Raw genomic sequence first — 18,976 nt, 5'->3', positions numbered from 1 at the left:
CGCCCCACTAAGTTTAAATATGGGACGTGTCAGAAGTTGCTATTTTATGCGCCAACAGCCATTGGCGCAATATAGATCTTGCGATTAACCACGTTCTGCGATGATGGCATCGGCGACATTCTTAGGAACATCAGCGTATTCGCTAAATTCCATCGAATAAGACGCACGACCCTGAGTCGCTGAACGCAAGTCAGTTGCGTAACCAAACATTTGTGAAAGTGGCACTTTAGCACGGATGATTTTAAGACCAGCAGGGCCTTCATCCATACCTTCGATCATGCCGCGGCGACGGTTAAGGTCACCAACAACATCACCCATCCAATCTTCCGGAGTGGTTACTTCAACTTTCATCAATGGCTCAAGAATAACAGGATCTGCTTGTAGCGCACCTTTCTTGAAAGCCATAGAACCGGCAATCTTAAATGCTATTTCGTTGGAGTCAACGTCATGGTAAGAACCGTCGAACAACGTCGCTTTGACATCCAATATAGGATAGCCAGCCAGCACACCGTTGTTCATCTGCTCTTCGATACCTTTAGCAACAGCACTGATGTACTCTTTTGGTACCGCACCACCGACAATTTCATCCACGAACACAAAGCCTTCATCAAGCTCTGCTGGTTCAATTTTAAGCCATACGTGACCGTATTGACCGCGACCACCTGACTGGCGAACAAATTTCCCTTCCACTTCCGTTTTACCACGGATAGTTTCACGGTATGCCACCTGAGGCTTACCAACGTTACATTCAACGCTGAATTCACGCTTCATACGATCAACAATGATATCAAGGTGTAGTTCACCCATACCTGAAATCAATGTTTGGCCAGATTCTTCATCTGTTTCGACGCGGAAAGATGGATCTTCTGCCGCTAGTTTACCTAGCGCGACACCCATTTTCTCTTGGTCTGCTTTTGAACGAGGTTCAACAGCAATCTGAATAACCGGCTCAGGGAATTCCATACGCTCAAGGATCACTTTATGATCCATATCACATAGAGTATCACCTGTAGTCACATTTTTCAGACCAATCGCCGCGGCGATATCACCCGCACGGATTTCTTTGATCTCTTCACGCTTGTTCGCATGCATTTGCACGATACGGCCAAAGCGTTCGCGTTTTTCTTTTACAGAGTTGTAAACGCTGTCACCAGAGTTTACCACACCAGAATAAACGCGCATGAAGGTCAGACTACCAACAAACGGGTCGGTCGCGATTTTAAACGCAAGCGCTGAGAAAGGTTCATCATCGCTTGAATGGCGTTCAACTTCGTTACCTTTTTCGTCTTCACCACGGATAGCTTTCACTTCTGTTGGCGAAGGCAGGAATTCAATGACTGCATCAAGTACAGCTTGAACACCTTTGTTCTTAAAGGCTGAACCACAGGTTGCAAGTACGATTTCATTCGCGAGGGTACGCTGACGCAAACCAGCTTTAATTTCCGCTTCAGACAGTTCACCTTCTTCAAGGTACTTATCCATCAGCTCTTCCGTCGCTTCAGCCGCTGCTTCAACCAGGTTCTGACGCCATTCCTCAGCTTCATCCATCATGTCAGCTGGAATATCTTCGTAGGTAAATGACATACCTTGATCAGATTCATCCCAGTTGATTGACTTCATTTTGATAAGGTCAACAACGCCTTTAAATTCTTCTTCAGCACCAATATTTAGCTGGATTGGTACTGGGTTCGCACCAAGACGGTTTTTGATCTGGTCAACAACACGTAGGAAGTCGGCACCAGCTCGGTCCATCTTGTTAACGAAAACCATACGCGGCACTGCGTATTTATCAGCCTGACGCCAAACGGTTTCAGACTGCGGCTCAACACCTGAAGAACCACAGAAAACAACAACTGCACCATCAAGTACACGTAATGAGCGCTCTACTTCAATCGTAAAGTCTACGTGTCCTGGGGTATCGATGATGTTGACGCGATGCTCAGGGAACTGAGCGTCCATACCACGCCAGAAGGTCGTAGTGGCAGCAGATGTGATAGTGATACCACGCTCCTGCTCCTGCTCCATCCAGTCCATGGTAGCAGCGCCGTCGTGAACCTCACCGATTTTGTGAGATAAGCCTGTATAAAACAGGATACGCTCGGTAGTTGTTGTTTTACCGGCGTCAACGTGAGCACAAATACCGATGTTACGGTAGCGCTCGATAGGCGTTTTACGAGCCACGGCAGTATCCTCTTACTAAGGGGGACCTTAGAGTATGGTTTGGGCACAGCCGGCAAAGCCGGCTGTGCCCAAGTGGTATTACCGGCTAGATTACCAGCGGTAATGTGCGAACGCTTTGTTCGCATCTGCCATACGGTGAACGTCTTCACGTTTCTTAACAGCAGTACCTTTGTTGTCAGCCGCATCAAGCATTTCGCCTGCAAGACGCTGAGCCATAGATTTTTCACCACGCTTACGCGCAGCTTCAACCAACCAACGCATAGCTAGTGCATTACGACGTACTGGACGTACTTCTACAGGCACCTGGTAAGTTGAACCACCCACACGGCGAGATTTAACTTCTACCGCTGGACGAATATTTTCAAGAGCTTTTTCAAATACTGCTAGGTGCTCTTCACCAGAACGCTCAGCAATAGTTGCTAGTGCAGTGTAAACAATTTTTTCTGCAGTAGATTTTTTACCGTCAACCATTAGGATGTTAACGAATTTTGCCAGCAGCTCAGATTTGAACTTAGGATCTGGAAGGATCTTACGCTGGCCGATTACGCGACGACGTGGCATGGAGTTTCTCCGTTGTCTTCTTCAGGTTATCCAAAACTTTTCAGTTTCTTCAAAATTAAATAATTTTAGTGTTTGGCCTTACTTAACGGAATCCATTAAGACTTAGGACGCTTCACACCGTACTTAGAACGAGCTTGTTTACGGTCGTTAACGCCTGCACAGTCAAGTGCACCACGAACTGTGTGGTAACGTACACCCGGAAGGTCTTTAACACGACCGCCACGGATTAGAACAACTGAGTGCTCCTGAAGGTTGTGACCTTCACCGCCGATGTATGACGTTACTTCGAAACCGTTTGTTAGACGAACACGGCACACTTTACGTAGTGCTGAGTTAGGTTTCTTAGGTGTAGTAGTGTAAACACGAGTACATACACCACGCTTCTGTGGGCACGCTTCTAGTGCAGGCACGTTGCTTTTTACAACTTGCTTTGCACGTGGCTTGCGAACCAACTGGTTAATAGTTGCCATTAAATAGCTCCTGAAATATTACTTTCGTAAAGGTGAAAAATCCGCCTCCCAACAACAGGAGGACGCGAAATTTTATGCATCGCACTCAAAGGTGTCAAGATATAACCAGCGATCATTCAAACGATTATTTCTTAAACAACCGTCAATTGTGGTTTTTTTCCGGTAAATTAAGCCGACTTAATCCCACTTCAATTGCGTTTCATGCGCTAACGTCAAGGCAACAAAACCTTTATAATCAACACACTGAAGTTCACCCCCTGGTATAATACTTAAACCACGCGCGACCAGGTCGGGTTCCAGCAAATAAATTTCCACACCGCGCGCAGAGAGCGCAGTTAATGCTTCATTTTGGCTCAAAGAGGCCAAAACGGCATCTTGGATCAACAATACCGCATCATTTTCCGCTACCAGCGAAACGCATTGTGCCAAGGCTGAGGAGTGAAACGGGGAACGCGTCAGGATATGCAGCATTGGCACCTCAAAAGCTCAACAATCGATGGCAAGCATGTAAATGCCGCGCAAAGTCATCACGATCACACACCGTCACATCAATCAATAACGCGGATTCTGTCAGCCCCCGCGCCGCCAATGACGCCCGACACACATAAATCATTTCAATGTCGTAAAGATCCAGCATCTTAAAGGTCGCACTGTAGTCGCGTGATAAAATCGCGTCAGGCTGTTGGCCTTTCAATAGCTGCAACACCCCGTCACCGTGGAAAAACACCGCGATCTCATCGGTATATGCCGATGTCGCTAACACCGCATCCAACCCTTCGCGGCCGGATGCGCGACCATGTGGCGCACTGCCAAAAACAAACCCTACTGTTTTCATGTTCGCCTTCATGTTCGTCTTGGTTAAAACTGGATCACGCGATCTGCGGTGAGCAGCGCTTCGGCAAGCCCCCCCAGACCCGCTTGTTCAAATCCCGCTGCGAGATTGCAGGCCGGTAACTGATTTTGCTCGGCCTCTTGCGCACTGACAATGCCACGGCGCAACGCCGCTGCGACGCAAGTGTGTAATTCCACCTGATGGTCGCGGGCCAATTGTTGCCACGCCGCCACCAAATCAAATTCATCCGACGCCGGTGCCGTTAAGGCAGACCCATTATGCACACCCTCTTGATAGAAAAAGATGCGCGATAACGTGTGCCCTTCTTCCAACACCGCCAACGCAAACTGGTAGGCCGAACGCGCGGACTGTGTACCGTAGGCCGGCCCTTCAATCACTAACGCATAATTCAGGGCATCGTTCTGGATCACTTTTCGCCGTCCTCGGTCTTACGTTGACGAATATAGAGGTAAACCGTGTGCTTGGAAATGTTCAGACGATCGGCCACGCGGTTAATCGCATCTTTGATGTCGAAGATCCCTTTGTCATATAACTCCATCACGATTTGACGGTTCTTGGCGTTGTTCGACACATTCTTATCGGCGTTGATTTCTTCAATCGTGCGCTCAACGGTTTGATCGACCAACTCATCCACATCGCTGGCAAAGTTCACGGATGACGCCGCGTGTTTGGCTTCATCGGTTGGCATGAACGATTGCAGGATTTGAGAAAACGGTGCATCCAAATTGACGTTAATACACAACAAACCCACAATATTGTTCTCACCGTTGCGGATAGCAATGGTGATGGATTTCATCAAATCGCCGCCTTTGGCACGGGTGAAATACGCACGGGAGAAATTGCGCTCCGAGCCTTCAATATCTCGCAGCATACGTAAGGCCAGATCGGTGATCGGTGAACCGACTTTACGGCCGGTATTTTCCCCATTGGCAATTTTGATGGCCGACGTGTTCAGATCAGCCAGTGAGTGCAGTACGATTTCACAAAATGGGCCAATCAACGCGGCCAATCCGTCTACCACGGCTTCATACGAACGCAGAATAATGTAATCGTGCTCAGTGAATTTACGCGGCTCGATCAAATCATTTTCTACCATCAGATCAGAACCATAATTATCTGTAGATACCACTAGTCTTCTTCCTTGCTAATGCCCATTGTGTTTACGTCTCTACGCCCCGATGCCGGAGCCTCGGGACCATAAATAGAATGGGCTATGCCTCGCTCAGCGTAAAAAACCACCGCGAGTGATAAAAATTAAAATCTTGCTAGCAAGTTTATCAGATTTATGAAAGGAGCCAGCAGGTTTCTTCCATCATCTTCAACTCGAGGTATAAAAAAACCCAGCCTCAGGCTGGGTTCTGTTTACTCTCTCACAGTCTATGCCGGCAACGATCTGCAAGCAGAGGCGCCCTTAAATGCATAATTACTGTGTTGCAGCGTCAGTCGCAGGCTTGTCCGCTTTTACGATATCAAGTAGCTCAACTTCAAACACCAAGGTTGAGTTTGCAGGAATGCTTGGGTTTGCTTGTGCGCCGTACGCCAACTCAGGCGGGATAACAAACGTGAACTTTGAACCGACAGGCATAAGTTGAACGCCTTCTGTCCAACCAGGGATCACTTGATTCAGTGGGAACGTTGCTGGCTGATTACGCTTGTAAGAGCTATCAAACTCTGTACCGTCAGTCAGTGTGCCTTTGTAATGCACTTGTACGGTGTCAGTCGCAGCTGGCTTCTCGCCTTTACCTTCGGTATCAACGTGGTAAAGCAGACCAGAATCGGTCTTTACTACGCCGTCTTTCTTCGCGAACTCAGCACGGTAGTCGTCACCGGCTTTCACGTTCTTCTGTGCTTCTGCGTCTGCTTTCTTCTTCACGATTTCAGCAACACGTAGATCCAACGCCTGTAGCGTTTGCTGTGTTTCTTCTGCCGTTAGACGGCTCTTATCTGCGAACACATCGCTGACACCCGCCACCACTTGCTCGCGGCTCAGGTTCAGACCCAACTCTTTTTGCTGGTCAAGGTTTGCAGACAGGTATTGTGCCAACGATGCACCAATTGCATAAGCGGCTTTATCGTCTTCAGACGCGAACGTTGCTGCTTCTGCTGCCGGCGCTGCTTCCGCCGCCACCTGCTCTACTTTCGCAGGCTCAGCCGGTTTAGTTTCTGCCGCTTTCTCATCTTGACAGCCAACGGCCAGTAGAATGGTTGCAGCCAACACAGACATCTTAAGAACAGGTTTCATGTATTTCTCCATCATTTTTACTGAGGGAATGCCTCAATTTTTGTATCGGCTTTCCGACTTCAGTATGAAAAGCACTTGAGATAAATATACTAGGGGAATCACCCTTAGTAATCACCTTATTAATTAACTGCAAATCAGTGAATTAATAAGGCCTTAACGAATGTTTCTTCGTAGAGCCCAGCGGAATACACCCTTAATGCGAAAAATATGCAAGATGGCCATACTGATTGTGGCACTCCTCACGCTCACCGGCTGCTTTTTCTCCGGAGACGAACAACAGCGTTGGACGCTGGCATCAGAAGGGACCACCAGTTTCAGTATCAGCCGGGACGGTCGTTTCGCACTGTATCACTCAGCCCAACAAGGTATCGTGCTGTGGGACTTACAGCAAAACAAAAAGTTAGCGGAGTTTGGTTCTCAAGATCCATATCACAATACCGTGTTAACCAGCCAGATTTCAGACAACAACCGCTACGCGATCACGGCCACCGCGAAAAACTTTGCGGTCTGGGATTTAGCCTGGGGGCAATCGGAAGGCCTGTGGTCCATTTCTGACGGACAGATCCTCGATGCCACCATTGGCAATAATGGCCAACATGTGCTGCTGGCCTTATCAAACGGTAAGGCACTGTATGTCGACTTGGGCAGCGGAAGACGGCTAGAGTTCCTTGCCCACCAAGAAAAAGTCAATACCGTGGCACTTTCCCCCAATGGACGCTATGCCTTATCCGGCGGTAACGACCATTTCGCCTACCTATGGGATACCCGTGATGGGCAAATTCTGTACCGTTTTGCCCATGACAGCCGAGTTCGCCGCGTCGCCCTGCAGCGAGATGGCACGCTAGCGATGACGGCTGATGGCCATAAAGGCGCGTATATTTGGGATCTCAGTAACGGTGAGAAACGCAGTACCTTGGCCATACGCGCCCGACAGCAAACCCTGTCCAGTGCCCGTTTTTCGGATGATGGCCAACACTTAGCAACCGGCACGCCTGCCCGGCGGGTCGAATTATGGGATACCACTAGCGGGGACAACCTCGGTCGCTGGGAAGTGGCGCCCCAACAAGACACTCGACCCCCAGCCGCGGTGGTGTATGATGTCGCTATTACCCCTGAGGGACTGGTCACTTCAGGCACATCAGCTGGTATCGCCCAACAGTGGACGACGGAATAACGCAATGACAGAGATCGAACAACTGCAGGCTCGTATTGACGAGCTTGAAATGAAGCAGGCTTTTCAGGAACAAACCATTGAAGAGCTCAACCAAGCCCTGACAGCACAACAGTTCACGGTGGATAAAATCCAGACCCAGATGAAATTCATGGTCGGTAAAGTGAAAGGGATGGAGCCATCGAACATGGCGTCGGAATCGGAAGAAACCCCACCGCCGCATTATTGATCGAGGTTCGAGGTTCGAGCAAAATCAACGCCTCAGAACGCAAAAAAGGAAGCCGAGGCTTCCTTTTTTTATACGCAAGACCGAGAAGGCATTAGTGGCTGCAGCAGCCGCCTTTCTCGTCGCCACCGCAGCAGCCATCTTCGTCGTCGTGGTCGTGATCACCACAACCACCGCCACCACAACAACCACCCTCTTGGTGGATGTGGCCGTGTTCGATTTCTTCCGCTGTCGCGTCACGCAGTGCAACGATTTCAGCAATGAACGTTAGCGTCTGGCCAGCTAGCATGTGGTTGCCGTCAACCACAACGTGGTCGCCGTCGACTTCTGTTACTTCTACAGGGATTGGACCTTGGTCAGTATCCGCTAGGAAGCGCATGCCCACAGTGATCTCGTCAACACCTTGGAATACATTTGCCGGTACACGCTGAACCATTTCGTCCACGTGCTCGCCGTACGCATCTTCAGGAGCAACAGTCACTTCAAACTTTTCGCCTGCATCACGGCCTTCAAGCGCCGTTTCCAAGCCTACGATCAGGTTGTTATGACCGTGTAGGTAATCAAGGGGTGCATCAACCGTTGCTTGATCGACAACAACGCCATCTTCAGTCTTAACTTGGTAAGCCAAGCTTACTACGATGTCTTTAGCGACTTTCATGTTTACTCCAATATTGAACTGGGTATCAAAGGAATTTCGCCCGCATGATACCGGATAATGGCACTGGGATGCCAATATTCTCTTTCGTCCCCCCAAGCGGATTTACTCTTCCGGCTTGAAGATACCAATAACCTGTTGTTTCGTCTGCGTTGATAACTGGGGACTTTCTGCGACCGATTGCGGTACACGCACATCATTGTGATTGCACGCCACGCATTCAACATGCTCAACGTCATGCTCTTGCCACCAGCGCAATGTGTCTTGTTGTTGGCAGGACGGGCACACCGCTCCTGCTATAAACCGTTTTTTCATGCTCTCTTGCTCCTTGCCGTGATACCGCTTCAGGCGATGGCCTTACTCACGTTCATCCCATCCTGCATGCCGGTCTCGCTCGCCGCGCATTTCACGATCGAAAATGTCTTCTAACTCTTTACGTGCTTCCCGCGCCCGAGAGGCCAAATGGACATCTTCTGAATGCTGCGGCAGCAACTCGCGCAGCGCCGTGGTATCGAGCTTACGAAAATGCGCTTCCGCACGTTTGGCTTGATAGGGGTGCATACCCAAAGATATGAGGGCCTGACGACCAAGATCAAGGGCGCCTGCAAACGTTTCGCGGGAAAAACTGTCCACCCCATGGCTGAGCAACTGGTGCGCTTCAACCCGGCTACGCGCACGGGCCAGTACCTTCATGTGCGGAAAATGTTGTTGGCACAAGGCCACCACTTCCATCACCTCATCCGGCGAATCCGTACAGATAATGATCGCCTCCGCTCTGTCCGCACCGGCAGCACGGAGTAACTCCACGTGTGTGGCGTCACCGTAATACACCTTGTAGCCAAACTTGCGTAGAAACTGAATTTGGCTGGGGTCGCGTTCCAACACGGTCACGCGGATCTTATTGGCAAACAACAAGCGCCCGACGACTTGGCCAAACCGGCCAAAGCCGGTGATGATCACCCGGGGCGCGCGATCTTCTACGTCCGGCTCCAAGATCTCTTCCTCCTCAGCATCAAATGAATAGCGGAACCATTTCTCTTGCAACAGGAGGATCAACGGAGTGGTCATCATCGACACGCTCACCACCACCAGTAAGAAGGCGGATAACGACGCGCCCAATAAGCCCTCACCCATTGCCGCGGTAAACAGCACAAAGGCAAATTCCCCGCCCTGACTAAGGATCGCCGCCATCTGACTGCGGGATTTAGCCCGAATACCAAATGCCCGCGCCAAGCCGTACAGCAACAGGCCTTTCACCACGATCAACGCCGTAACAGCCAATAATATCTGCAACGGGTACGCCACCAGCAAGCCCAAGTTCACGGCCATACCGACAGAGATAAAGAATAAGCCGAGCAATAAGCCCTTGAACGGCTCAATGGCTATTTCTAACTCGTGGCGGTATTCACTTTCAGCCAGTAACACCCCCGCCAAAAAGGTGCCCAATGCCATCGACAGCCCCAGCGACTGCATCCCTAACGCGATGCCAACCACCAGCAACAAAGCCGCAACGTTGAACAACTCACGCACGCCACTGAGTACCACCCAGCGAAACAGAGGTCGCAACAGGAAATGCCCGCCTACCAATAACGCGGTAATGCCACCGATCATCCAAAGAAAATCCATCCAGCTGCCGCCCCCGCCACCGGCTAACACCGGCAAAATGGCGAGCATTGGGATCACCGCAATGTCTTGGAACAACAGCACCGCAAACCCAGCTTGACCGGTTTCACTGCCATCCAGCCCCTGCTCTTCAATCACTTTTAACGCAATCGCGGTCGACGACAGCGCCAGCCCCATCCCAACGACCACGGCATCGCGCCACGTAATGGCCGGGAAAAATGCCTGGCAAGCCATGACCACGCCCGCAATCACCACGCTGGTGATCACCACCTGACCGCCGCCTAAACCCAAGATAGGTTTGCGCATTTGCCACAGTTTTTTCGGGTTCAGCTCCAGGCCAATCAAGAACAACAGCAGCACCACCCCGAATTCGGCAAAGTGCAAAATGGCATCCACATCATCAATTAAGCGCAACCCCCACGGGCCAATGGCGATCCCCGCCAACAGATAGCCTAAGACCGAGCCCAACCCCAATCGCTGTGCAATGGGCACCGCAACGACAGCGGCGGCCAAAAACACCACGCTGACCGAGAGAATATCATTCGCCATCGTGCACCTCCTGCGCCGTCGCCAGTGGATCCGCCAGCCATTGGCGATAACGGGCCACATGGTGACGCCGTTCTTCCAGTGGGATCCGACGCGCCCAGTGCAATACCACAGGGGGAAGCCACGTCATTTGACATAACGCGGCACACAATTCAAACGGACGTAAGATGTCTGTAATCGTACAGCGGTTATAGCCATCCGGCGTGTAGGCTTCGGCCGCCCCGCCCGTGGTCACCACGGAACACCAATATTTGCCTCGGGTTTGCTGGCCTTCACCGTGGGCAAAGCCTTTACTGAGTACCACGTCCATCCACTCTTTGAGCAACGCGGGGCAGGAGTACATATATAAAGGGTGCTGAAAGACAATCACATCGTGTTGGGCAAGGCGATCGCGCTCGGCCGCTACATCAATGAAAAAATCGGGGTACACGGCATAGAGATCATGCACCGTGACATGCGTGAGACCTGCGGTTGCCTCAAGCATGTCACGGTTGGCAATCGACATCTGTGGATCGGGGTGCGCGTAAATCACCAACACGCGCGGGGGTCCATGAAAAGGCATAACACTCCTTGTGTTCGGTCATAGCATGACCGTAATGCGGATATACCCATCATACATACTTGCCGAGAAATAGGTACCGCGGGCGACTCTATTCATCCTGCCCGGATTAGCAGTCCCCGTCGCTTTCGGGTAGACTCCGCTCTCATTCTGGCATTTAGTTTTTGCGGAGCGGGGCTTCCCGTCACAGGTCATGATCACTTTTTCGGATATCCAACTTCTTCGTGGTGGCAAGGTGCTACTCGAGCACGCCACAGCGACGATCCACCCGGGCGACAAAGTCGGCTTGGTCGGTAAAAACGGCTGCGGCAAATCCACCTTGTTTGCCTTACTTAAGCATGAGCTGAGCGTTGATGCCGGTAACTGCCAATACCCCGCAAACTGGGAACTGGCATGGGTCGCACAGGAAACCCCTGCTCTTGAACGTGCCGCGTTGGAATACGTGATTGACGGCGACCGCGAATACCGCCAATTGGAGCACGATCTTCAAGCGGCCGAGCTCGCCGATAACGGCACACTGGTGGCGGAGCTTCACGGTAAACTCGAAGCCATCGGGGGCTACAACATTCGCGCCCGTACTGCAGAGCTGCTCGACGGTCTTGGCTTCTCGCAAGAACAAATGCAATGGAACCTGACCCAGTTCTCGGGGGGATGGCGTATGCGTCTGAACCTCGCACAAGCCCTGCTATGCCGTTCTGACTTGCTGCTGCTCGATGAACCGACCAACCACTTGGATTTGGATGCGGTGATGTGGCTGGAAAAATGGCTACAGAACTACCGAGGCACCTTGGTACTGATCTCTCATGACCGTGATTTCTTGGATCCGGTAGTGAACCGTATCATCCATGTCGAAAGCCAAGCCATGAACAGCTATACCGGCAACTATTCTTCATTTGAGAATCAGCGCGCCGAAAAGCTCCTGCTGCAACAGGCCTCGTACCAGAAGCAGCAAAAGCAAATGTCGCACATGCAGTCGTATATCGATCGCTTCCGTTATAAAGCGAGCAAAGCCCGCCAAGCGCAGAGCCGCATTAAAGCCTTGGAGCGCTTGGAAAAAGTACTGCCTGCACAGTTCGACAACCCATTCAGCTTTGAATTCAGAGAGCCATCAGCCCTGCCGAACCCGATCTTGATGATGGATCAAGTGGCGGCCGGCTATGACGATAAACTGATCTTGGAAAAAATCCGTTTGAATCTGGTACCGGGCAGCCGCATCGGGTTACTGGGCCGTAACGGCGCCGGTAAATCAACCCTGATCAAAATGCTGGCGGGCGAATTACCGGCGAAAGCGGGCGATATGGCGTACTCACAAGGCGTGAAGATCGGCTACTTTGCCCAGCACCAGCTTGAAACCCTGTACCTCAATGACACGCCGGTACAGCACTTGGCACGCATCGCGCCGGATGCCAAAGAGCAGCAACTGCGTGATTACTTGGGCAGTTTCGGTTTCTTGGGTGACAAAGCGCTGGAAAAAGTGGGCCCGTTCTCGGGCGGCGAAAAAGCCCGTTTGGTGTTGGCATTGATTGTATGGCAACGTCCGAACCTGTTGTTACTCGATGAACCGACCAACCACTTAGATTTGGACATGCGCCAAGCGCTGACACTCGCGCTGCAGTCTTATGACGGGGCAATGGTCATTGTCAGCCACGACCGTTACTTATTGCGTGCCACCACCGATGATCTGTACTTGGTGCATGACCGCAACGTTGAGCCGTTTGATGGTGACTTGCAGGACTATCACAAGTGGCTGACCGAACAGCAACGTCACGAACGTCGCGAGCTACAAGCGAGCAAACCGGAAACGGTCAAAGACAACAGCGCCGCGTCACGCAAAGAGCAGAAACGTCTGGAAGCGGAATTCCGTAAACAAACGGCGCCGATGCGTAAGCAAATCGACAAGCTGGATAAGCAAATGGAAACGTTGAGTGCGACACTGGCGGATGCCGAAACGCACCTTGCTGATGTCACTATCTACGAAGCCGATAACAAGGCGCGCCTGAATGAGCAACTGAAGCGTCAGGCCGAAGCCAAGTCAGCGTTGGAAGATGTCGAAATGGAATGGATGGATCTGCAAGAGCAACTGGAAGCACTGGAAGCCGAGTGCTTAAACCTGAATGCGTAACGCTAATCCATCAATCACAAGGTGATGCACCATGACCCCAACGCTGACGGCAGCGGATTTTTGGCAATTTTCATTGCACCACTACCGTCAAGCGGGGGTTGAAGCCGCCTGCTTGCAGTTCCAAGATCAGTATCAGGGCAACGTTAACCTTGCCCTGTTACTGCATTGGCTTGATACGCAGTCATTCTCTCTTCCTCCCCAAGAGCTGACAGCACTGCTGACCACGCTCGCACACAGTGATCCTTCACTGCAACGTTTTCGTGCCCAACGCCGCGTACAAAAAGCCCATCTCTCTACCTCGACCTATCAAGCGCTGCTTGCCGAAGAATTGCAGCATGAACGCCAGCAACAGACCGACTTAATTCAGCAGTGCCAAACCTTGCCCCTGCGCCCCGCGATCCAACCACATAACCTGCTCGCCTATTGCCAGCACTGTCATGTCCCCACCGTCCTGTACCGACAATTACAAGGTCACACCACTGACTAACCCGCACCCTTTCACTGGACGACCTCCCGATCCCGGCGTTATGCTTTCTGCACTTTTCTTCCTTAACGGCTTTATATGTCCGACAAGGCGTGCTTATCAGGAGTCATCATGCAACCGTTCATCCCGGCGCACGGCTTACGCAATGCCCATCTGCAAACCTTGCTACCGCGCTTTCTTCGCCGCCAACCACTGTTTGAACCGATCACCCAACGCATTGATACCCCCGATGGCGATTTCCTTGATTTAGCCTGGACCGCCCCGCCTGAACAGTGCGCCCCAGACCAACCGGTGATGATCCTGTTCCACGGCCTAGAAGGCAGCTTTAACAGCCCTTATGCCAATGGCCTGCTGCATGCCGCAAAGGCGCAAGGCTGGCTCGGGGTGATGATGCACTTTCGCGGATGCAGCGGTGAAATGAATCGCCTGCCTCGCAGCTACCACTCAGGGGAAACCGGTGATGCCCGTTTCTTTTTGCACTGGCTACGTCAACACCTGCCGACGCAACCGTTTATGGCAGTCGGTGTTTCACTGGGGGGGAACATGTTGGTCAATTATCTGGCAGAAACCCAGCACGACGCTGATCTGCTCGCCGCCCAAGTGATCTCTCCGCCGCTCGATTTGGCGGCCTGCTCAAGCCGTATCCAGCAAGGTTTTTCCCAAGTTTACCAACGCTACCTCGTGAGTTCGATGAAGCGTAATCTCGACCAAAAGATTCAGGCGCACCCGCTGGCTATGCCGCTCGATACCCATGCCGCGCAGCGTATTCGCACTTTATGGCAATTTGACGAACACATTACCGCTCCCCTCAACGGGTTTGCCAATGCCGATGACTATTACCAACGGTGCAGCGGCTTATCCAAACTCGAGCGCATTACCACCCCGCTGCGGATCATCCATGCCAAAGACGACCCATTCATGACCGAGGCCGTGATCCCGCAACAGCCGCTACCGCCGCACATTGATTACCACCTGTCTGACCATGGCGGCCACGTCGGGTTTGTCACCGGCCACTGGCGTCAACCGGTCTTTTGGTTGGAACACACGGTACCCGCATGGTTCCTGCAGCAACTGCAAGCCCTCTACAAGTGACAACATTGCCAATATAATAAGGAATTCTGTTCAACCATGATGACCACACCCATGATTATTTCTTGGCAAGACATTGATCCAGAGACCCTGACCAACCTGATCGAGCATTTTGTGCTGCGCGAAGGCACCGATTACGGTGAACAGGAGCTCAGCATGGCCAGTAAAGTGCAGCATGTCCGTCAGCAACTCGAAAGTGGCGAGGCGGTGATTTTCTTTTCGGAATTGCACGAAACGGTCGACATCAAACTGCGCCGCGATTTAGGCCGCGCCTGATCCCGCCCCCTTCGCATCGATATGCAAGATTGTGATGCCCGCCTCAAGGATGCTGGTTCGGTTAGCCCACCAGCATTTTTGACAATCTAACTTGCTATTATCCTGCCAGCCTGTTAATAACTCTTTCCGTTAATGTTAACGACAGGGTTTGTCATGTCAGCAAAACATCCGATCATAGCCGTCACGGGATCGTCGGGGGCCGGCACCTCCACCACCTCCGAAGCGTTTCGTAAAATGTTCAATATGATGAACATCAATGCCGCTTGGCTGGAGGGGGACAGCTTTCACCGCTTCACCCGCCCCGAGATGGATGTCGAGATCCGCAAAGCCAAAGAGCAAGGTCGCCATATCAGCTACTTTGGCCCGCAAGCCAATGACTTCCCGCTACTGGCCGATTTTTTCCGCCAATACGGCCTGGATGGTAGCGGCCAATACCGCCGTTATCTGCATACCTTCGATGAAGCCGTGCCTTATAACTTGATGCCCGGTACGTTCACCCCGTGGCAGTCATTGCCAGAAAATACCGATGTGTTGTTTTATGAAGGGTTACATGGCGGGGTGGTCGACGGTGACACCAATGCGGCACAGCATGTCGACTTATTGATAGGCATGGTGCCGATCGTGAACTTGGAGTGGATCCAAAAGATCGTCCGCGATACCCGCGATCGGGGTCATTCGCGTGAGGCGGTAATGGAATCGATTGTTCGCTCAATGGATGACTACCTCAATTACATCACCCCTCAGTTTTCTCGCACCCACATTAACTTTCAGCGCGTGCCGACGGTAGACACCTCTAACCCATTGAGCGCAAAAGCCATCCCCAGTTTGGATGAGAGTTTTGTGGTGATCCGCTTTCGTGGGATCAAGAAGGTCGATTTCCCTTATCTGCTGTCGATGATCCAAGGCTCCTTCATGTCACGCCATAACACGTTAGTCGTGCCCGGCGGCAAGATGAGTTTTGCGATGGAGCTGATCATGCGCCCCTTGATCCAACAGTTGATAGATACCGGGAAGATTGGGTAGGAAAAGCAGGGACGAAGAACAAGTTTGCGCGTTTATAGGGACGAGTGTCGAGTCAGAGCAAAAGCAACAAGAGACGAGTTTTCGAGTAGCGAGTGACGAGTAAGAGCGACTGTGGTCCTGTGGTCCTGTGGTCCTGTGGTCCTGTGGTCCTGTGGTCCTGTGGTCCTGTGGTCCTGTGGTCCTGTGGTCAAAATACCGCTTCTCATTCAAGATTCAAGTACTTCAGTTCTCGCTCTTACCATAGGGCCTTAGGGCCCAAGGACCGCTCTCGACCACCCTTGCTTTTCCGCACTTACTCGCCCCTCGTCCCTTCTTTCTGTCTTACGCTTCAATGATCTCGTACGAGTGAGTCATTTCTACGCCTTCACCCAACATCAAACACACTGAGCAGTATTTCTCTAACGAATCCGCCACGGTTTTTGCCACCAAGGTTTCATCCAACCCGTGGCCAGTCACCACAAAATGCAGATTGGCCGAGGTAAATAAACGCGGCGCTTGCTCACGACGTACCGCTTTGATCTGCGCTTCACAGGCGGTGATCGGCTGGCCCGCAGACGTTAACCCGCTCACCACATCCACCGAACTGCATCCCCCTGCTGCCATCAAAACCAGCTCCATCGGGCTGGGAGCTTTTTCGCCACCATTGCCGTCCATCACCACACTATGACCTGAATTTGACTGGCCTAAGAAGGTCATCCCTTCTACCCATTTAACGCGTGATTGCATTGCATTCTCCTTACTACTTTTGAGGGATTTGGGCACTATCTAACAACCGTGTGATCATGTGCACACTTATGGGTATAAAATGGCCGCGCCCGATAGATCAATATCAAGAAAAGCGTGCCGAAAAAAGATAAACTCTGAACTAATTATTCAGGTCAGCTTGCAGCCTTGCCGTTGACTGAATATCCTAAACGGCGAACTACATTATTGTTAGGCCCGGCCTCAAACGTATAGGGACGTCGTTGTTGGGCAACAAACGCAGAGGAAGTTAGTAATATGGTTCCAGGTAAACCTCAAACAGATCCAACTTTAGAGTGGTTTCTTTCCCATTGCCACATTCATAAGTACCCGTCAAAAAGCACGTTGATTCATGCGGGTGAAAAAGCTGAAACGCTCTATTACATCGTTAAAGGTTCTGTTGCTGTTCTCATCAAGGATGAAGAAGGCAAGGAAATGATCCTGTCTTACCTAAACCAAGGTGACTTCATTGGTGAGCTAGGTCTGTTTGAAGAAGGCCAAGAGCGTACCGCATGGGTACGTGCAAAGACCCCTTGTGAAGTGGCTGAGATTTCATTCAAGAAATTCCGTCAGCTGATCCAAGTCAATCCAGACATTTTGATGCGTCTGTCTGCACAGATGGCAAGTCGCCTACAAGTGACAAGCCAGAAAGTGGGCGACCTTGCGTTCTTGGACGTAACCGGCCGCATCGCGCAAACATTGCTGAACTTGGCGAAACAGCCAGATGCAATGACGCACCCAGACGGCATGCAGATCAAGATCACCCGCCAGGAAATTGGTCAGATCGTCGGTTGTTCTCGTGAAACCGTTGGCCGTATCTTGAAGATGCTGGAAGAGCAAAACCTGATTTCTGCTCACGGTAAAACGATTGTGGTGTACGGTACGCGCTAAACGTACGGATCACACCTATAAAAAAAGCCGCCATGTGCGGCTTTTTTTTGGCTTAATGTATCGCCACAGAGCATATTTGTTAGCGAGCTCACTCTTTTCCTTGTTTGCCACGTCCACACTTGATGCTACATTATGCATATCAAGGCACTCTGATTTCTATGGATGGAAATACACGCAATGGACATTGAACGTTTCTCCCAGCATCACACCACACTCTCAGCTGGCACCACCTTCCCACTGCCGACAACGGTAGAGCTCACCGGGTTTAGTGATGGACGATCTTTCTTGGAACAACAGGAGCTTCCCCGTTATGGTACCGCGCGTCCTGGGTTAGAGATTTCCCCCCTCGACAGCCGCCACCTGTAAATACGGCGACCACCGCACCGTGTAATGAACTCGCTATCGAACAGGGATGGCGCGGGGTGCTATATTTCTCGTATGGCTACGGCTCTCTGGCCATCACAGGCACATCAGTGCTTTCGAAGATCTTATCGGCTGACGCTTCCACAAACCCCGAATACAACGCTTCGCCCTCAGCGGTCGGATAACGTTTGGCAAACTCATAAAAGCCACCGGGAATGGTGTATACCCCATCGATAAAGCCTACATCGACCTGATCGGCCAAGGTCGCTGACTGCTCCAGCATCACCGCAGGCGACCCTTTCACTTCACCGCCTGACGCATTAATAGTAAACCCATTGTGTTGCAGCAGATGGTTCACTTCTGCCACCTCAGTAAATTGTTCAAGGTGATTAATGCTGACAGTAAAATGGTTCGCGCCAAAGCCGTGTGCGGCCAACCACCCCGCATATTCGCTTTCCGCATACAGCAACTCATAGGTGGCGTAGTCCAAATCCCAAACTCGCCCACCAAACAAGAACGACGGATCCCGCATCACCGATTCCGGCACCTGCTCAATCAAATCCCGTACGGTTTCTTGGAACAAAGCACTGAATTGCCCCACCATCAATTCACTGATGAACACTTTCGGCGCAAGGGGATTAGGGTGCTCAAAATGCTCGGCATAGAGCTTTTTCCCGTCAAAATGGTATTTCCCCATCGGCTTATACCCGATCGCAATGAAGGGCGCGGCAAGTCGGTCTAACCCGACTTTGGGTAAATTAAACGTCCGCAATGCGATGTGATCATTGTGCAGCGGCTCTTCTTCCGTCAGCAAGTCATGTACCTCTTGCGCCGACGGGCATAACCGCTGCACATAGTCTTGCCACAAATTATCAAACAATTGCACTACCCGTTCCATCT

At 51.4% G+C, this 18,976-nt stretch carries 23 protein-coding genes; 9 read left to right on the top strand and 14 right to left on the bottom strand.

Translation table 11 applies throughout. The features are described from left to right. Window positions 1–84: 84 nt before the first annotated feature. The 8 genes from fusA to fkpA form a co-directional block, all read right to left on the bottom strand. Window positions 85–2,181 (bottom strand): elongation factor G, encoded by a 2,097-nt coding sequence (fusA, locus tag L4C36_RS01535; protein ID WP_428476018.1) that lies wholly within the window; start codon window positions 2,179–2,181, stop codon window positions 85–87. Between the two features lie 90 nt (window positions 2,182–2,271). Continuing rightward, the gene (gene rpsG / locus L4C36_RS01530) at window positions 2,272–2,742 is read right to left on the bottom strand and encodes a 30S ribosomal protein S7 (protein ID WP_428476017.1); all 471 of its coding nucleotides are present in this window, start codon (window positions 2,740–2,742) and stop codon (window positions 2,272–2,274) included. A gap of 95 nt (window positions 2,743–2,837) precedes the next feature. After that, window positions 2,838–3,212 (bottom strand): 30S ribosomal protein S12, encoded by a 375-nt coding sequence (gene rpsL, locus L4C36_RS01525; RefSeq protein ID WP_005595139.1) that lies wholly within the window; start codon window positions 3,210–3,212, stop codon window positions 2,838–2,840. Window positions 3,213–3,389: 177 nt separating this feature from the next. After that, entirely contained in the window at window positions 3,390–3,683 is a 294-nt protein-coding gene (gene tusB, locus L4C36_RS01520; RefSeq protein ID WP_428476016.1) for a sulfurtransferase complex subunit TusB, read from the bottom strand. Window positions 3,684–3,690: 7 nt separating this feature from the next. Beyond that, complete coding sequence (gene tusC, locus L4C36_RS01515; RefSeq protein WP_428476015.1) at window positions 3,691–4,047, bottom strand: sulfurtransferase complex subunit TusC; 357 nt, start codon at window positions 4,045–4,047, stop codon at window positions 3,691–3,693. Between the two features lie 23 nt (window positions 4,048–4,070). Continuing rightward, entirely contained in the window at window positions 4,071–4,475 is a 405-nt protein-coding gene (tusD, locus tag L4C36_RS01510; RefSeq protein ID WP_428476014.1) for a sulfurtransferase complex subunit TusD, read from the bottom strand. Further along, window positions 4,472–5,194, bottom strand: coding sequence for a helix-turn-helix transcriptional regulator (locus tag L4C36_RS01505; RefSeq protein ID WP_428476013.1), 723 nt, complete (start codon window positions 5,192–5,194; stop codon window positions 4,472–4,474). Before L4C36_RS01505 ends, tusD begins: the two co-directional genes overlap by 4 nt. Window positions 5,195–5,488: 294 nt before the next feature. Next, a complete protein-coding gene (gene fkpA / locus L4C36_RS01500) occupies window positions 5,489–6,307 on the bottom strand; it encodes an FKBP-type peptidyl-prolyl cis-trans isomerase (protein WP_428476012.1) in 819 nt (272 codons plus the stop codon). Between the two features lie 196 nt (window positions 6,308–6,503). Here fkpA and L4C36_RS01495 point away from each other — a divergent pair, with 196 nt between their 5' ends. Then, entirely contained in the window at window positions 6,504–7,481 is a 978-nt protein-coding gene (locus L4C36_RS01495) for a WD40 repeat domain-containing protein (RefSeq protein WP_428476011.1), read from the top strand. A 4-nt stretch (window positions 7,482–7,485) separates the two neighbouring features. Continuing rightward, a complete protein-coding gene (locus tag L4C36_RS01490; RefSeq protein WP_428476010.1) occupies window positions 7,486–7,707 on the top strand; it encodes a SlyX family protein in 222 nt (73 codons plus the stop codon). 91 nt (window positions 7,708–7,798) lie between these two features. Here the strand turns inward: L4C36_RS01490 and slyD are convergent, their stop codons facing one another. The 4 genes from slyD to kefG form a co-directional block, all read right to left on the bottom strand. After that, window positions 7,799–8,362, bottom strand: a complete 564-nt coding sequence (gene slyD / locus L4C36_RS01485) for a peptidylprolyl isomerase (RefSeq protein WP_428476009.1) — start codon at window positions 8,360–8,362, stop codon at window positions 7,799–7,801. A gap of 102 nt (window positions 8,363–8,464) precedes the next feature. Then, complete coding sequence (locus tag L4C36_RS01480; RefSeq protein ID WP_428476008.1) at window positions 8,465–8,674, bottom strand: YheV family putative zinc ribbon protein; 210 nt, start codon at window positions 8,672–8,674, stop codon at window positions 8,465–8,467. Window positions 8,675–8,716: 42 nt separating this feature from the next. Further along, window positions 8,717–10,531 (bottom strand): glutathione-regulated potassium-efflux system protein KefB, encoded by a 1,815-nt coding sequence (gene kefB, locus L4C36_RS01475; RefSeq protein WP_428476007.1) that lies wholly within the window; start codon window positions 10,529–10,531, stop codon window positions 8,717–8,719. Then, window positions 10,521–11,090, bottom strand: a complete 570-nt coding sequence (gene kefG, locus L4C36_RS01470; RefSeq protein ID WP_428476006.1) for a glutathione-regulated potassium-efflux system ancillary protein KefG — start codon at window positions 11,088–11,090, stop codon at window positions 10,521–10,523. The genes kefB and kefG overlap by 11 nt, the downstream gene beginning before the upstream one ends. Before the next feature lie 190 nt (window positions 11,091–11,280). Here kefG and L4C36_RS01465 point away from each other — a divergent pair, with 190 nt between their 5' ends. From L4C36_RS01465 to L4C36_RS01445, 5 genes are all read left to right on the top strand, one after another. After that, entirely contained in the window at window positions 11,281–13,209 is a 1,929-nt protein-coding gene (locus tag L4C36_RS01465; RefSeq protein ID WP_428476005.1) for an ABC transporter ATP-binding protein, read from the top strand. Window positions 13,210–13,240: 31 nt separating this feature from the next. After that, a complete protein-coding gene (locus L4C36_RS01460; protein WP_428476004.1) occupies window positions 13,241–13,696 on the top strand; it encodes a TIGR02444 family protein in 456 nt (151 codons plus the stop codon). Between the two features lie 108 nt (window positions 13,697–13,804). Next, the gene (locus L4C36_RS01455) at window positions 13,805–14,785 is read left to right on the top strand and encodes a hydrolase (protein ID WP_428476003.1); all 981 of its coding nucleotides are present in this window, start codon (window positions 13,805–13,807) and stop codon (window positions 14,783–14,785) included. Window positions 14,786–14,836: 51 nt separating this feature from the next. Next, on the top strand, window positions 14,837–15,058 hold the full coding sequence (locus L4C36_RS01450) for a YheU family protein (protein WP_428476039.1): 222 nt from the start codon (window positions 14,837–14,839) through the stop codon (window positions 15,056–15,058). Between the two features lie 153 nt (window positions 15,059–15,211). Next, entirely contained in the window at window positions 15,212–16,081 is an 870-nt protein-coding gene (locus tag L4C36_RS01445; RefSeq protein ID WP_428476002.1) for a phosphoribulokinase, read from the top strand. 321 nt (window positions 16,082–16,402) lie between these two features. Here L4C36_RS01445 and L4C36_RS01440 read toward each other — a convergent pair whose 3' ends face one another. Next, a complete protein-coding gene (locus tag L4C36_RS01440) occupies window positions 16,403–16,807 on the bottom strand; it encodes an OsmC family protein (RefSeq protein ID WP_428476001.1) in 405 nt (134 codons plus the stop codon). A gap of 273 nt (window positions 16,808–17,080) precedes the next feature. On the opposite strand from L4C36_RS01440, the gene crp reads away from it, so the two are divergent. Further along, entirely contained in the window at window positions 17,081–17,713 is a 633-nt protein-coding gene (gene crp / locus L4C36_RS01435) for a cAMP-activated global transcriptional regulator CRP (protein WP_036801200.1), read from the top strand. Window positions 17,714–17,890: 177 nt separating this feature from the next. After that, the gene (locus tag L4C36_RS01430) at window positions 17,891–18,079 is read left to right on the top strand and encodes a hypothetical protein (RefSeq protein ID WP_428476000.1); all 189 of its coding nucleotides are present in this window, start codon (window positions 17,891–17,893) and stop codon (window positions 18,077–18,079) included. A gap of 76 nt (window positions 18,080–18,155) precedes the next feature. Here L4C36_RS01430 and L4C36_RS01425 read toward each other — a convergent pair whose 3' ends face one another. Beyond that, window positions 18,156–18,974: a DUF1338 domain-containing protein gene (locus L4C36_RS01425; protein WP_428475999.1), complete on the bottom strand. Its 819-nt coding sequence runs from the start codon at window positions 18,972–18,974 to the stop codon at window positions 18,156–18,158. Window positions 18,975–18,976: the final 2 nt, after the last annotated feature.

It is taken from the genome of Photobacterium japonica, from assembly GCF_050337005.1.
GTDB classification, from domain to species: domain Bacteria; phylum Pseudomonadota; class Gammaproteobacteria; order Enterobacterales; family Vibrionaceae; genus Photobacterium; species Photobacterium japonica.
This window is presented reverse-complemented; position numbering and strand designations above follow the sequence as displayed.

Coding starts and splice junctions, on each gene's coding strand:
- rpsG (WP_428476017.1), bottom strand. CDS start 2,742: ATGCCACGTCGTCGCGTAATCGGCCAGCGTAAGATCCTTCCAGATCCT.
- rpsL (WP_005595139.1), bottom strand. CDS start 3,212: ATGGCAACTATTAACCAGTTGGTTCGCAAGCCACGTGCAAAGCAAGTT.
- tusB (WP_428476016.1), bottom strand. CDS start 3,683: ATGCTGCATATCCTGACGCGTTCCCCGTTTCACTCCTCAGCCTTGGCA.
- tusC (WP_428476015.1), bottom strand. CDS start 4,047: ATGAAAACAGTAGGGTTTGTTTTTGGCAGTGCGCCACATGGTCGCGCA.
- fkpA (WP_428476012.1), bottom strand. CDS start 6,307: ATGAAACCTGTTCTTAAGATGTCTGTGTTGGCTGCAACCATTCTACTG.
- L4C36_RS01495 (WP_428476011.1), top strand. CDS start 6,504: ATGCGAAAAATATGCAAGATGGCCATACTGATTGTGGCACTCCTCACG.
- L4C36_RS01490 (WP_428476010.1), top strand. CDS start 7,486: ATGACAGAGATCGAACAACTGCAGGCTCGTATTGACGAGCTTGAAATG.
- slyD (WP_428476009.1), bottom strand. CDS start 8,362: ATGAAAGTCGCTAAAGACATCGTAGTAAGCTTGGCTTACCAAGTTAAG.
- L4C36_RS01480 (WP_428476008.1), bottom strand. CDS start 8,674: ATGAAAAAACGGTTTATAGCAGGAGCGGTGTGCCCGTCCTGCCAACAA.
- kefB (WP_428476007.1), bottom strand. CDS start 10,531: ATGGCGAATGATATTCTCTCGGTCAGCGTGGTGTTTTTGGCCGCCGCT.
- kefG (WP_428476006.1), bottom strand. CDS start 11,090: ATGCCTTTTCATGGACCCCCGCGCGTGTTGGTGATTTACGCGCACCCC.
- L4C36_RS01465 (WP_428476005.1), top strand. CDS start 11,281: ATGATCACTTTTTCGGATATCCAACTTCTTCGTGGTGGCAAGGTGCTA.
- L4C36_RS01460 (WP_428476004.1), top strand. CDS start 13,241: ATGACCCCAACGCTGACGGCAGCGGATTTTTGGCAATTTTCATTGCAC.
- L4C36_RS01455 (WP_428476003.1), top strand. CDS start 13,805: ATGCAACCGTTCATCCCGGCGCACGGCTTACGCAATGCCCATCTGCAA.
- L4C36_RS01450 (WP_428476039.1), top strand. CDS start 14,837: ATGATTATTTCTTGGCAAGACATTGATCCAGAGACCCTGACCAACCTG.
- L4C36_RS01445 (WP_428476002.1), top strand. CDS start 15,212: ATGTCAGCAAAACATCCGATCATAGCCGTCACGGGATCGTCGGGGGCC.
- L4C36_RS01440 (WP_428476001.1), bottom strand. CDS start 16,807: ATGCAATCACGCGTTAAATGGGTAGAAGGGATGACCTTCTTAGGCCAG.
- crp (WP_036801200.1), top strand. CDS start 17,081: ATGGTTCCAGGTAAACCTCAAACAGATCCAACTTTAGAGTGGTTTCTT.
- L4C36_RS01430 (WP_428476000.1), top strand. CDS start 17,891: ATGGACATTGAACGTTTCTCCCAGCATCACACCACACTCTCAGCTGGC.
- L4C36_RS01425 (WP_428475999.1), bottom strand. CDS start 18,974: ATGGAACGGGTAGTGCAATTGTTTGATAATTTGTGGCAAGACTATGTG.